This window comes from Corynebacterium sp. UMB6689 (assembly GCF_030215295.1).
GTDB classification, from domain to species: domain Bacteria; phylum Actinomycetota; class Actinomycetes; order Mycobacteriales; family Mycobacteriaceae; genus Corynebacterium; species Corynebacterium aurimucosum.
On the sequence record NZ_JASOLS010000004.1, the window covers coordinates 146641 to 160401 of the forward strand.

Annotated in this window: 9 protein-coding genes; 4 read left to right on the forward strand and 5 right to left on the reverse strand. The window is 62.0% G+C overall.

What is annotated here, in order from left to right:
- Window positions 1-15: 15 nt before the first annotated feature.
- Together QP363_RS03645 and QP363_RS03650 are read right to left on the reverse strand one after the other, a co-directional pair.
- Window positions 16-786 carry an Ltp family lipoprotein gene (locus tag QP363_RS03645; RefSeq protein WP_284762827.1) on the reverse strand — a complete coding sequence of 257 codons (771 nt, stop codon included), beginning with the start codon at window positions 784-786 and terminating at the stop codon, window positions 16-18.
- Window positions 787-909: 123 nt separating this feature from the next.
- Window positions 910-2217 carry a short-chain fatty acyl-CoA regulator family protein gene (locus tag QP363_RS03650; RefSeq protein ID WP_070644374.1) on the reverse strand — a complete coding sequence of 436 codons (1308 nt, stop codon included), beginning with the start codon at window positions 2215-2217 and terminating at the stop codon, window positions 910-912.
- Window positions 2218-2385: 168 nt separating this feature from the next.
- On the opposite strand from QP363_RS03650, the gene prpD reads away from it, so the two are divergent.
- The 4 genes from prpD (at window position 2386) to QP363_RS03670 (ending at window position 9647) form a co-directional block, all read left to right on the forward strand.
- Window positions 2386-3897, forward strand: coding sequence for a 2-methylcitrate dehydratase PrpD (prpD, locus tag QP363_RS03655; protein ID WP_070446395.1), 1512 nt, complete (start codon window positions 2386-2388; stop codon window positions 3895-3897).
- Window positions 3898-4830, forward strand: a complete 933-nt coding sequence (gene prpB, locus QP363_RS03660; protein WP_070730536.1) for a methylisocitrate lyase — start codon at window positions 3898-3900, stop codon at window positions 4828-4830. It begins immediately after the preceding gene.
- A gap of 49 nt (window positions 4831-4879) precedes the next feature.
- Window positions 4880-6028 carry a bifunctional 2-methylcitrate synthase/citrate synthase gene (locus QP363_RS03665; protein ID WP_070446391.1) on the forward strand — a complete coding sequence of 383 codons (1149 nt, stop codon included), beginning with the start codon at window positions 4880-4882 and terminating at the stop codon, window positions 6026-6028.
- Window positions 6029-6215: 187 nt separating this feature from the next.
- The gene (locus tag QP363_RS03670) at window positions 6216-9647 is read left to right on the forward strand and encodes a pyruvate carboxylase (RefSeq protein ID WP_070446389.1); all 3432 of its coding nucleotides are present in this window, start codon (window positions 6216-6218) and stop codon (window positions 9645-9647) included.
- 488 nt (window positions 9648-10135) lie between these two features.
- Here QP363_RS03670 and QP363_RS03675 read toward each other — a convergent pair whose 3' ends face one another.
- From QP363_RS03675 to QP363_RS03685, 3 genes are all read right to left on the reverse strand, one after another.
- On the reverse strand, window positions 10136-10693 hold the full coding sequence (locus QP363_RS03675) for an N-acetyltransferase (RefSeq protein WP_070730537.1): 558 nt from the start codon (window positions 10691-10693) through the stop codon (window positions 10136-10138).
- Window positions 10694-10704: 11 nt separating this feature from the next.
- Window positions 10705-12477, reverse strand: a complete 1773-nt coding sequence (locus tag QP363_RS03680; RefSeq protein WP_070446385.1) for a biotin carboxylase N-terminal domain-containing protein — start codon at window positions 12475-12477, stop codon at window positions 10705-10707.
- 141 nt (window positions 12478-12618) lie between these two features.
- On the reverse strand, window positions 12619-13479 hold the full coding sequence (locus QP363_RS03685) for a sulfurtransferase (protein ID WP_284762829.1): 861 nt from the start codon (window positions 13477-13479) through the stop codon (window positions 12619-12621).
- Window positions 13480-13761: the final 282 nt, after the last annotated feature.

The following is a 13761-nucleotide window of genomic DNA, read 5'->3' on the forward strand; positions in this document are numbered from 1 at the left end:
ATCTACGGCCCGCTCTTATAAGCCCAGTGTGCTCACCGCATGCTGGGCTTCTTCCATGGTGAACTGCTCTCCGTATTCGCTGGTGAGCTGCTCTAACAATGCGGAGCCGGACATTGGCATGAGCTCCTGATAGCTCTCTGCTGCCTCGACGGCTTCGGCCATCCAATCAGCATTGACGGTGTCTACGGCGTATTGAGCTTGTTCTGGCGTGAACTTCTCCCCGTACTCGGAAGTCAGTTGCTCATAGAGCTTTGCCTTGGAAAAGGAGGAGAAATCGAGGTAACTCTCTGCGGACTCGAGCGCCTCGGCGTTCCAGTCCACATCCAGCTGATCCATTGCGTACTGCGCCGCCTCGGGTGAGAATTGCGAGCCGTATTCGCTCGTGAGCTGGTCATAGAGCTTAGCTTCGGAGAATGAGGAAAAGTCCAGATAACGCTTCGCCGCGCGCAGAGCATTCTTGTGTTCTGCGGGCACGGTGTTGTCATCGCTGCCGGTACCGCCTCCGGCGGTTTCCACGTCAACTACGGCGTGGTTGATATCGAGCGTCGGGGTGCTCAGCGCAGACTCCAGCGATTTGGCGGCAGTGACGCTTGTGCTTGGCTCCGGTGAGGCGGTGTTAGTCGGGTCATCGCTATCAGAACCTGCATTGAGGGCGATGCCGCCGAGCACGAATACCGCGACGGCACCCGCACCCCACTTCAGGCAGCCGCCCTTCTTTTTCTGTGGTGCCGGCTGCACCGGGGTTGGTTCCGGAGAGAACTGAGGAGCTGCATAAGGGTTGGGCATGAGAGAGAACCTCCTGCGTAGGTGAGGGAAGAGAGCTCGGCGGGGTGCCGAACAGCTCCTATCTTGGCAAGCCCACCGGACATCGCAGTAGGAAATTCGAAAGCCTAGGCGAAAATGAAAGAACTATGAGGTGGCATAAGCCGAAACCGGCGTGGCATTGAGGTCGAGGCTGACGGGCCGCCCCACCTGTGGGAAGGCACGCTGCGGGCACGCTGGACGTGGGCAGGCGGCGCAGCCAGGGCCGATGGGGGTCGCCTCAGAAGGGGAGAGGTTGAGCGCATCCGCGTAGACCACGCGATCCGCCTGTGCGATATCGCAGCCTAAGCCCACGACGAATTCTTTGCGCGGCGTGCCCCAGGCCTGGGCCTGGCCTTGGACGAAGCGCGCAATCCACAAGTAGGTGTGGTCATCGGGCATCGAGGCCACCTGCCTCGTGATGCGGTTGGGCGTTTCAAAAGCGCGGTGCACGACCCACAACGGGCAGGAGCCGCCGCTGCGGGCGAAGTGGAAAGCGGTGGAGGACTGGCGCTTGGAAATATTTCCTGCGCGGTCGGTGCGGATGAAGGAGAAGGGAACGCCTTGGTGGCCGGGTCGCTGTAACGTCGACAAGCGCTGCGCGGTGGTCTCGAAACCAGTGCCAAAGGCCGTCGCGATGACGTCGATGTCATAGCGCGTTTCCTCCGCAGTGGCGAGGAACTGGGTATAAGGCATGGTCACGGCGGCGGCAAAATATTGCGCGAGGCCCAGCGTGCCAATAGTCTGTGCTTCCTCGCCCGGCAATTCGGCGACGAGTTCCGCGCAATGCTCCGGGTAGGCCAGCAGGCAGTACTGGAGCGCCATTTCAAAGACGAGTTGGGATTCCGTAAGGCCCGCGCGCAGGTGCAACTCGCGGTCGTGGAAGGTGCGGCGCCGTGGTGAAGAGGAGGAGAATCGCGTCGTGACACCGAATTCATCCTGCAAGACGGAAGCTAAGCGCCCGCGGCGCAGGACTCGGTCTCCGAGCGAATCGGAGAGCTCCTCGGCGGCTATGTCGAGGCTATGGACGTAGTTGTGGGCGTCGTAGAAGAAGTCACGGACCGCTTCGAAAGGGCCGGGTTCGGCGGGGGTGTGTGCGGCGGCGTCGACAAGCCGGGGTAAAAGTTCGGGGAAGCGCCCGCTTAAGTCAGTAAGGGTGGCTTCGGAGGCTTCGGGGAAGAGCTGGCGCAGCTCGGCGAGAGCGCGCAGATCGCGGTCCCCTGCAAAGTACGTGGCGTCAACGCCGAAGCGCTGGGTCAGCTGCAGGAGGACGGTGACGGTGAGGGGGCGCTGATCATTCTCCAGCTGGTTGAGGTAGCTGGTGGATAGCCCCAGCTGCTTCGCCATGGCGGCTTGTGTGAGTTTGCGTTCCTTGCGTAGTGCGTGGATTCTCGCCCCCGCGTAGTGCTTAGTCACAGTCTGCTTCCTCCTAAAAGATTGCTCTAGCTGGGGATTCCACAAGTTTTGCAACTAACGCAAATCCCTGCAACAGATAGTCACAGTTTACACATGTGGCAGGTCACACGGGGTGGGGTTAGTGTGATGCCTATCGCAATCGTTGTTCTGGTCTAGGAGGGAATCCCGTTGATTAATCACGAAGTACGTACCCACAAGTCCGCCGAGGACTTTCCTATTGAAGAGCACTTGGCCTACAAGGTTGCCAAGGTAGCTGCCGATCCCGTCGAGGTTCCGGCCGAGACCACCGAGATGATCATCAACCGCATCATCGATAACGCCTCCGTGGCCGTTGCCTCCGCCACCCGCCGCCCGGTTACCTCCGCCCGCGTCATTGCGCAGGCCCACCCGGTGCAGGAAGGCGGCGCCACCATCTTCGGCGTGGACGGTAACTACTCCGCCGAATGGGCAGCCCTGGCTAATGGCACTGCCGTGCGTGAGCTGGACTACCACGACACCTTCCTTGCTGCCGACTATTCCCACCCAGGCGATAACATCCCGCCGATTCTCGCCGTGGCTCAGCACAAGGGCCTGACCGGCAAGGACCTCATCCGTGGCCTGGCTACTGGCTACGAAATCCAGGTTAACCTGGTCAAGGGCATCTGCCTCCACGAGTGGAAGATTGACCACGTGGCACACCTTGGTCCGTCCGTCGCCGCGGGTATCGGCACCATGTTGAACCTCGATGTGGACACCATCTACCAGGCCATCGGCCAGGCACTGCACACCACCACCGCCACCCGCCAGTCCCGCAAGGGCCTGATTTCCTCCTGGAAGGCCTACGCCCCAGCCTTCGCGGGCAAGATGGCCATCGAGGCAGTGGACCGCTCCATGCGCGGCGAGGGTGCCCCGGCCCCGATTTGGGAAGGTGAGGACGGCTTCATCGCCTGGATGCTGCACTCCCCGGAGCGCACCTACACCGTCCCCCTTCCGGCGGAGGGTGAAGAAAAGCGCGCCATCCTGGACACCTACACCAAGGAGCACTCCGCGGAGTACCAGGCACAGGCCCCGATCGACATGGCCTTTGCCCTCAAGAAGACCCTCGCGGAGAAGGGCCTGAAGACGGAGGACATCGAGTCCATCGTCCTGCACACCTCGCACCACACCCACTACGTCATCGGCACCGGCGCTAACGACCCGCAGAAGATGGATCCGAACGCCTCCCGCGAGACCCTGGATCACTCCATCATGTACATTTTCGCCGTGGCCCTGCAGGACGGCGAGTGGGACTACGAGACCTCCTACTCTGACGGGCGCAAGCACCGTCAGGACACCATCGACCTGTGGCACAAGATTTCCACCGTCGAGGACCCGGAGTGGACCCGCCGCTACCACTCCAACGACCTGGATGAGAAGGCTTTCGGCGGCAAGGCCGTCATCACCTTCAAGGACGGCACCGTCATTGAGGATGAGCGCGCGGTGGCCGACGCCCACCCGCTCGGCGCCCGCCCCTTCGGCCGCGAGGAGTACATCAACAAGTTCAAGAAGCTCGCTGCCGGCAAGGTCTCGGAGGAGGAGCAGGAGCGTTTCCTCGCTGCCGCGCAGAACCTGGAGAACCTCACCGACCTGAACGAACTCAACGTTCGCCTCACCGACGAGGCTATCGCCACCGCACCCGAGACCCCGAAGGGACTGTTCTAAATGGCTGGCCTATTTGGCTCCACTATCAGCAATGCAGACAAGCGCAAGAGCTTCCGCGAGGCACTGAACGCACCGGAAATTACCACTTTGCCGGGCGCCTTCAACCCGCTGACCGCGCGGCTTATCCAGGATCTCGGTGGCTTCGGCGGCGTGTACGTCTCCGGTGCGGTGCTGGCCAATGACCTGGGCCTGCCGGATATCGGCCTGACTACGCTCACCGAGGTGGCGCAGCGCGCTGGGCACATTGCCCGTGCCACGGATTTGCCGGTGCTTGTCGACGCCGACACCGGCTTCGGCGAACCCATGTCCGCCGCCCGCACGGTTGCCGCGCTGGAGGACGCTGGCCTGGCCGGCTGCCACCTGGAGGACCAGGTCAACCCAAAGCGCTGCGGTCACCTCGATGGTAAGGAAGTCGTGCCGTCGGATCTCATGGTTCGCCGCATTACCGCCGCCGTCAATGAGCGCCGCGATGAGAACTTCATCATCTGTGCCCGCACCGATGCCGCCGGCATCCACGGCATCGATGAGGCCATCGAGCGCGCCAAGGCTTATGCCGATGCCGGCGCGGACCTCATTTTCACCGAGGCCTTGTACTCGCCGGAGGACTTTGAAAAGTTCCGCGCCGCCGTGGACACCCCGCTGCTGGCCAACATGACGGAGTTCGGCAAGACTGAGCTGCTGTCGGCTAAGCGCATTGAGGACTTGGGCTACAACGCCGTCATCTGGCCGGTGTCCACCCTGCGCGTGGCCATGGGTGCTACCGAAGAATTCCTCCGCGACATGCAGGAGACCGGACTGCAATCCGAGGAGTGGCTCGAGCGCATGCAGCACCGCTCCCGCCTCTACGAGCTGGTGCGCTACGACGAGTACAACGCCTTCGACCAGAGCGTGTTCACGTACTCCAAGGACAGCTACAAGCCCACCTTTGACTAATCCCCCGGCCTAGCCCACACGCTAGGCCCCCCACTTAAGGAGAAACACCATGTCTGAAACCCCAGAGATCCGCAAGGGCCTGTACGGCGTTGTCGTCGACGAGACCGCCGTGTCCAAGGTTGTCCCGGAGACCAACTCCCTGACCTACCGTGGCTACCCGGTGCAGGAGCTGGCCCGCTACTGCTCCTTCGAGGAGGTTGCCTACCTGCTGTGGAATGGCGAGCTGCCGACCCAGGATGAGCTGGTCCGCTTCTCCGCCCGTGAGAAGGCACTGCGTCACCTGGACCGCCACCTCATCGACCTGATCACCTCCATGCCGAAGTCCTGCCACCCGATGGACGTGCTGCGTACCGCAGTCTCCTTCATCGGCTCCCAGGATCCGGAGGAGTACACCAAGGACTCCGAGCACATCCGCCGCACCGCGCTGGAGCTTATGGCGAAGTTGCCGACCATCGTCGCACTCGACATCCGTCGCCGCCGTGGCGAGGGATACCTCGAGCCTTCCCGCAAGAAGGGCTTTGCGGAGAACTTCCTGTGGATGGTCTTCGGTGAGGAGGAAGGCTCCCCAGCCCTGTCGCGCTCCGATATTGAGGCCTTTGATAAGTCCCTCATCCTCTACGCGGAGCACTCCTTCAACGCGTCCACCTTCGCTGCCCGCGTGGTGACCTCCACGATGTCCGATACCTACTCCGCTGTTACCGCCGCCATCGGCGCCCTGAAGGGCCCGCTACACGGTGGTGCTAACGAGGCCGTGATGAAGAACTTCCTGGAGGTCGGTGACCCGGCCAAGGCAGAGGAGTGGACGCTCAACAAGCTCAAGAACAAGGAGCTCGTCATGGGCTTCGGTCACCGCGTGTACAAGAACGGTGACTCCCGTGTTCCGACCATGGAGGCTGCCTTCCGCGAGCTGGCCAAGGATCACGGCCAGGAGCAGTGGGTGGAGATGTACGAGAAGATGGCTAAGACCATGTACGAGAACACCTCCATCAAGATCCAGCCGAACCTGGACTTCCCGGCTGGCCCCGCGTACCACATCTTGGGCTTCGACATCGAGTTCTTCACCCCGATCTTCGTGATGGCCCGCATCACTGGCTGGACCGCACACATCGTGGAGCAGAACGAGAACAACTCCCTCATTCGCCCGCTGTCTGCTTACAACGGCAAGGAGCAGCGCTCCGTTCCTCCGAAGCAGATCTAAGAGAAGCGGACCTAGTCAGCGTAAAACCAGCGCACGAAACTTTCTTCTCGTGGGCTGGTTTTCTTCTTTGTCCGACTATGTGCAGCGTGTGGATTCCTGTTGACATATAAGCCGATTCTCGCCCGCGTTGTCGCCTCGGACACTATCCTTGTCTTCGTATTGTTCCTATCTGAAAGGATCACTCCTAGTGTCTGATACCGCCCACAAGTCCTTCTCCAAGATCTTGGTGGCCAACCGCGGTGAGATTGCCGTGCGTGCCTTCCGCGCCGCCTTTGAGGTCGGTTCCAAGACCGTTGCAATTTATCCCAAAGAAGACCGCAACTCCTTCCACCGCGCCTTCGCGGATGAAGCCGTGCGTATCGGTACCGAGGGTCAGCCGGTCAAGGCTTATCTCGATATCGATGAGGTTATTCGCGCCGCCAAGAAGTCCGGTGCGGATGCCATTTACCCGGGGTATGGCTTCCTTTCAGAGCGTGCAGATTTGGCTCGCGCCTGCCGTGACAACGGCATCAAGTTCATCGGCCCCACGGCTGAGACCCTCGACCTGACCGGCGATAAGGCCGCCGCTGTGGCTGCAGCTGAGGAAGCAGGGCTGCCTACGTTGAAGGACTCGAAGCCCTCGACGGACGTCGACAAGCTGGCGGAGTACGCCAAGGACTTTGAGTTCCCCGTCTTCGTGAAGGCAGTGGCCGGCGGTGGCGGCCGCGGTATGCGCTTCATCGAGAACGAAGCAGAACTGAAGACCAAGTGCGCTGAGGCCTCCCGCGAGGCGGAGGCCGCCTTCGGCGATGGCAATGTTTACCTCGAGACCGCGGTCATTCGCCCGCAGCACATTGAGGTGCAGATTCTGGCTGACTCCCAGGGCAACGTCATGCACCTGTACGAGCGCGACTGCTCCGTGCAGCGTCGCCACCAGAAGGTTGTGGAGATTGCCCCGGCGCCGACGCTGGACCCGGAACTGCGATACCGCATCTGCGCGGACGCCGTGAAGTTCTGCGAGCACATCAATTACGAGGGCGCTGGTACCGTCGAGTTCCTTGTTGATGAGAAGGGCAACCACGTCTTCATCGAGATGAACCCGCGCGTGCAGGTCGAGCACACCGTGACCGAGGAGGTCACGGGCGTGGACATCGTGAAGTCCCAGATGCAGATTGCCGCGGGCCTCTCCCTGGAGGAGCTGGGCCTCAAGCAGGAGGATATCCACATCACCGGCGCGGCACTGCAGTGCCGTATCACCACTGAGGACCCCTCTAACGGCTTCCGCCCAGATACCGGCACGCTGACCCAGTACCGCTCGCCGGGCGGCGCGGGCGTGCGTCTCGACGGTGCAACGGCCGTCGGCGCGGAGATCTCCCCGAACTTTGACTCGCTGCTGGTGAAGATGACCTGCCGCGGTGTCACTTTCGAGCAAGCCGTGGCCCGTGCGCAGCGCGCGCTCAACGAGTTCACCGTGGCCGGCGTGGCCACCAATATCGGCTTCCTGCGCGCTCTGTTGCGCGAGCCGGACTTCGTCAACACTCGCGTGGACACCAGCTTCATTCCGGAGCACCCGGACCTGCTGAAGGCCCCGCCGGCTGTGGACGAATCTGGCCGCATCATCGACTACATCGCTGACGTGACCGTCAACAAGCCGAACGGTGAGCGTCCGACCACCCTGCGCCCCTTCGATAAGCTGCCGGATCTGGACTTTAACTCCGAGCTGCCGCGCGGTTCCCGTGACGACTTGCTGGAGCTGGGCCCGAAGAAGTGGGCAGAAAAGATCCGTAAGCAGGATGCTCTGGCGGTCACCGATACCACCTTCCGCGATGCTCACCAGTCCCTGCTGGCTACCCGCGTGCGCGGTACCGCTCTGGTCACGGCTGCTGAAGCCGTCGCCCGCATGACCCCGGAACTCTACTCCGTGGAGGCGTGGGGTGGTGCTACTTACGATGTCGCCATGCGCTTCCTCAAGGAGGACCCGTGGGTGCGCCTGGATCTGCTGCGTGAGGCCATGCCGAACCAAAACATCCAGATGCTGCTGCGTGGCCGCAACACCGTGGGCTACTCGCCGTACTCCAACGATGTGTGCACCGGCTTCGTGCAGGAGGCTGCTAAGTCCGGCGTGGATATCTTCCGTATCTTCGATGCGCTAAACGACGTCACCCAGATGCGCCCGGCTATCGACGCCGTCCTAGAGACCAACACCACCGTGGCCGAGGTTGCCATGGCCTACTCCGGCGACATGTGCTCCCCGGATGAGAAGCTCTACACGCTGGATTACTACCTCAAGCTGGCCGAAGAGATCGTCAACACCGGCGCCCACGTCTTGGCCATTAAGGACATGGCAGGCCTGCTGCGTCCGGAGTCCGCATCCAAGCTGGTCATGGCTCTGCGCAAGGAGTTTGATCTGCCGGTTCACGTGCACACGCACGATACCGCGGGTGGCCAGCTGGCTACCTACTACGCGGCGGCCCTCTCTGGCGCGGACATCGTCGACGGTGCCTCCGCACCGCTAGCGGGAACCACCTCTCAGCCATCGCTGTCAGCCATCATCGCGGCGTTCTCCAACTCTTCGCGTGACACCGGTATCTCCCTCAAAGCAGTCTCCGACCTGGAGCCCTACTGGGAGGCAGTGCGCCAGCTCTACCAGCCGTTCGAGAAGGGCATTCCTGGCCCGACCGGCCGTGTGTACCGCCACGAGATTCCGGGCGGCCAGCTGTCCAACCTGCGCGCGCAGGCTACCGCGCTGGGCTTGGAGGACCGCTTCGAGGTTATCGAGGACACCTACGCTGCGGTGAACGAGATGCTTGGCCGCCCGACCAAGGTGACTCCGTCCTCCAAGGTGGTCGGTGACCTCGCTCTGCACCTCGTGGGTGCTGGCGTGGACCCGGCTGACTTCGAGGCCAACCCCACCAAGTACGACATCCCGGATTCCGTCATCGCCTTCCTACGCGGTGAGCTCGGTACGCCTCCGGGTGGCTGGCCGCCGCTGCGCGACAAGGTCCTGGAGGGCCGCGCGCCTGGCGACGTTGCCGTCAAGCCCGTCCCCGAAGAGGAGAAGAAGCACCTGAGTTCGGATGATTCCACCGAGCGCCGTGCCTCCCTCAACCGCTTGCTCTTCCCGAAGCAGTTCGAGGAGTTCAACGAGTTCCGCCGCACCTACGGCAATACCGAGGCGCTGACGGATACCGTCTTCTTCTACGGACTGGAAGAAGGTAAGGACTACATTGTCCACCACTTCCCGGAGGGCTCCAACGACCGCGCAGACCTCAAGCCCATCACCTTGCGTCTTGATGCTATGGGTGAGCCGGACGAGAAGGGCATCCGCAACGTCGTACTCAACGTCAACGGCCAGATCCGCCCGCTCAAGGTTCGCGACAACAATGTGGAGTCCACCGTCGCCACCGTGGAGAAGGCTGACCCGTCCAACGAAGGCCACGTGGCCGCACCGTTTGCCGGCGTGGTGAACCCGACCGCCAAGCCGGGTGACGAGGTCAAGGCCGGCGACCAGATCGCCGTCATCGAGGCCATGAAGATGGAAGCCTCCATCTCCGCCACCAAGGACGGCACCATCGAGCGCGTCGCCATTGGCGCCGCCACCAAGGTTGAGGGCGGCGACCTCATCGCGGTCATCAACTAAAGGCCGACTTAGGTCATGGATGGGTGAGCAGCGTCATTCTTTGCGCTGCTCCCTGGTGGTTTTGGCGGTGGGATGGGATTCTTCCTCACTACATTGACCTAAGTCAGGAGGGCGCCTCGCAAAAGGCATCTGGCAGAAGGCATCTTTGGGTCCAAAAACGCCATCTGCACTGAGTAAAAGGCGTTTTCAGCCGTGAAAACGCCTTTTGACTGATGCCTTTTATCAGATGCCTCCCGCATGTCGATGGAGGCACGTAGACGTTGCGCGTTGCGAGGGGAGCGAAGAAGCTAGTCGCGTTTTCGCGAAGATACGTGCAGTGTTATACGGAAACCGTCGTTGTGGCCCGACTTGGATCCGCGGTGGGTGAGCAACGTCGCTCTTCGCGCTGCCGTAGGCGCGCCGCGAAAGGTGTCGAGTATAGTCGACACTTCTAGGGGAAATCGAGAAAGCGTCGAGTATAGTCGACACCCTTTTGCGGACTTGTGCTGCTAGAAGCGCTTGAGCATCACGTGGGCATCCGGGCGGCCCGGGACGTCGATGTCGACGAAGCCCTCGGATTCATACAGCTTGCGGGCGCCGGTGTTCTCCGGCTCAATCCACAGCGAAATAGCCGGGGCTTCCTGCGCCTCGGCGAGGTCGCAGGTGTTGCGCAGGAGGCGTCGCCCAGCGCCCAAGCCCCTGTAGCGGGACTCCACCGCAAGGAAGAGCTCGGGAATCTCCTCCGGATCCAGGTCGGTGGCCCACTGGGACTCATCAAAAGGATCGGCCTCTGGATTGCCGGTGTAAGCAGCACCCTTCGTTTCAGTGGTGTAGTAGCGCAGCCACGCGCCACCAACGGGCACGCGGTGGCTGGAGACGGCGATGACGCCGCCGTCGACATGGGGCGACCATTCGTCGACGTACAGCCCCACATCAGGCGTGTGGAAATCACCGATATGGGCGTCCTCGTCACCGAGGACATCGGCGAGGAAAAGAAGGCGGGAGAGGTAGGTACGGTCGTGCTCCTTGGCCAACCGTACGCCGAACTCGGAATCGTTAACGCTCATGCCTTCCGAGGCTACTTGATCTCCAGAATCGGCTCGCCCTTGTTGATCTGCGTGCCGGTGGACACCTTGAGGTCGGTCACGGTGCCGGATTTGTGGGCCTTGACGGGGTTCTCCATCTTCATGGCCTCGAGGACGACAACGACCTCGCCCTCTTCCACTTCCTGGCCCTCCTCGACGGCGACCTTGATGACGCTGCCCTGCATCGGCGCGGTCACGGTGTCGCCGGACACGTTTGCCGACGCCCCCTTGCCACGACGCTTCTTCGACTTCTTGCGCTTATTGCCACCGCCCAAGAGGAGGTTGCCCGGCAGGGCCACCTCGATACGGCGGCCGCCCACCTCGACGACGAACTTCTGGGCGGCCTCCTGTTCCTCGTCCTCGGGAGCCTCGGTGGTGTCGGTGTACTCAGGCAGTTCGTTTACCCACTCTTCCTCGATCCACTTGGTGTAGACCGTGAAATTACCGTCCTCGGCGGTGAAGGCGGGATCGGTGAGGATTGCTTGGTGGAAGGGGATAACCGTGGGCAGGCCCTCGATGCGGTACTCGGCTAGGGCGCGGCGTGCACGCGCAATGGCAGTCGCGCGGTCCGGGCCCCAGACGATGAGCTTGGCCAGCATGGAGTCGAACTGGCCACCAATGACGGAACCTTCGCGCACGCCGGAGTCCATGCGCACGCCCGGGCCGGAAGGCTCGGAGTACGTGGCGACGGTTCCGGGGGCTGGCATGAAGCCCGCAGCGGCGTCCTCGCCATTGATGCGGAACTCGATGGCGTGGCCGTGCGGAGCCGGGTCCTCGGAGATGGAAAGCTCGCGGCCCTCGGCGATGCGGAATTGCTCGCGAACGAGGTCGAAGCCAGTGGTTTCCTCGGTAACGGGGTGCTCGACCTGGAGGCGCGTGTTGACCTCAAGGAAGGAGATGAGGCCATCGGCGCCCACAAGGTACTCCACGGTGCCGGCACCGTAGTATCCGGCCTCGCGGCAAATGCGCTTGGCAGATTCGTGGATGGAGGCGCGCTGCTCATCGGTGAGGAAGGGGGCAGGAGCTTCTTCAACGAGTTTCTGGAAGCGGCGCTGCAGGGAGCAGTCGCGGGTGCCCATGACGACGACATTGCCGTGCTGGTCAGCCAAGACCTGAGCCTCGACGTGGCGGGCCTTATCCAGGTAGCGCTCGACAAAGCACTCACCACGGCCGAAAGCAGTGACGGCCTCGCGCGTGGCGGACTCGTAGAGGTCCTTGATCTCCTCGCGGGTGTGGGCGACCTTCATGCCGCGGCCACCGCCACCGAAAGCGGCCTTGATGGCAACCGGTAGACCGTGCTCGTCGGCGAAGGCCTCGACCTCCTCTGCGCTGGCGACGGGATCCTTGGTGCCCGGTGCCATGGGAGCGTCAGCACGCTCGGCAATGTGACGGGCGGTGACCTTGTCACCCAGGTCGGCGATGGACTTCGGGGAGGGGCCGATCCAGGTCAGGCCCGCGTCGATGACGGCCTGGGCAAAATCGGCGTTCTCGGAGAGGAAGCCGTAGCCGGGGTGGATGGCGTCGGCGCCGGATTTGGAGGCGGCGTCGAGAATCTTGTTGAAGTCGAGGTATGACTCTGCGGAAGTTTGACCGCCGAGTGCAAAGGCTTCGTCGGCAAGCGTGACGAATGGGGCGTCAGCATCTGGCTCAGCGTAGACCGCTACGGATGCGATGCCGGCGTCGCGAGCCGCGCGGATAACGCGGACCGCGATCTCACCGCGGTTGGCCACGAGGACCTTGGTGATGTTCTTGGTTTCAACTGCCACGGCAGGAACCCTCCTCCATTTTTTCTGATAGGACTGCGTACTATTCTTGCACACCAAAACATGAGGATACCTTCACATCTTGGTTTCGTGTCAAAAAATAAACCCGCACCAGCGTGGATGCGGGGTTAATTCGGTGTGTTCTTAACGCTCAACGGGCATTCGAACCATGTTGCCCCACTCTGCCCACGAGCCATCGTAGACGCGCGGGTTGTCGAAGCCGAGCAGGTACTTGAGTACAAACCAGGTGTGTGCGGCCTGAGCGCCGACATGCGAGTAGAGGACGGTTTCCGTTGCGGGCTCTAGCTCGCCATAGTTGACCTTGAGCTCGCTGAGCGCGCGGAAGCAGCCGTTGGGGTAGACCGCTCGATCCCACTCGAGGTTGATGGCGCCTGGGATGTGACCGTGGGTCAAGGTGGTGCCGTAGGCAGACTCACCAGTTCCGTTCTTGAGGGCAGCTTCGCCGCAGAACTCGTCTGGGCTGCGGGTGTCGACCACCGTGGCGGTGGAGCCGCGCAGCTCGTCGACGAAGATGCGGGATGATTCTTCGCGGGAAACCTCAGGGTAGGAGGAAGCGGTTGGGTCAGGGACCATAAACGAGGTATCGCGTTCCTCGGACATCCAGGCGTCCCGGCCACCATCGAGAAGCCGCACGTCTTCGTGGCCGTACAGCTCAAAGATCCACAGGGCGAATGCAGCCCACCAGTTGGACTTGTCGCCGTAGAGGACGACGGTGTCATCGCGCTCGATGCCCTTCGAGCGAAGGAGGGCTGTGAAATCTTCCGCGCCGATGATGTCCCTCGTTGTACTGTCGAGCAGTTCTGTCTGGACGTTGATACGGATAGCGGTGGGGATGTGGCCGATATCGTAGAGGAGTGAATCCTCATCGACCTCGATGACGTGGAGGCCGTTGATGCCCAGTCGCGCGGATAGCCACGGTGCGGACACGAGGCGCTCAGGGTGCGCGTACTCCTGGAAAGGGGGATTCGGGTCGAATTCGGCCACGGTCCACCTGCCTTTCTCGTTAAGGGGAAACGTTCGCTTCAACTCTAGCGTGCTCGGCCGAAAAGTGGTCACGGGGGAGGGCTCTTTGTGGTGTTGGATACATTTTTGTGCCGTAGGGTGCTAGCTCCCGTGCACTGGTTATAACAAGTGTGCAGGTCAGGGGCCACAAACTGCGTTAAGCTCGACTTTTATCGCATTTTGGCGTCGCTTCTTCAGGTGAGCGAACAGGCCTAACCTGGGTTATTTTAAGAAGTGACACTCATTAACCCCCTAGCGAAAGGG

Coding starts and splice junctions, on each gene's coding strand:
- QP363_RS03675 (WP_070730537.1), bottom strand. CDS start 10,693: ATGAGCGTTAACGATTCCGAGTTCGGCGTACGGTTGGCCAAGGAGCAC.
- QP363_RS03645 (WP_284762827.1), bottom strand. CDS start 786: ATGCCCAACCCTTATGCAGCTCCTCAGTTCTCTCCGGAACCAACCCCG.
- QP363_RS03665 (WP_070446391.1), top strand. CDS start 4,880: ATGTCTGAAACCCCAGAGATCCGCAAGGGCCTGTACGGCGTTGTCGTC.
- prpB (WP_070730536.1), top strand. CDS start 3,898: ATGGCTGGCCTATTTGGCTCCACTATCAGCAATGCAGACAAGCGCAAG.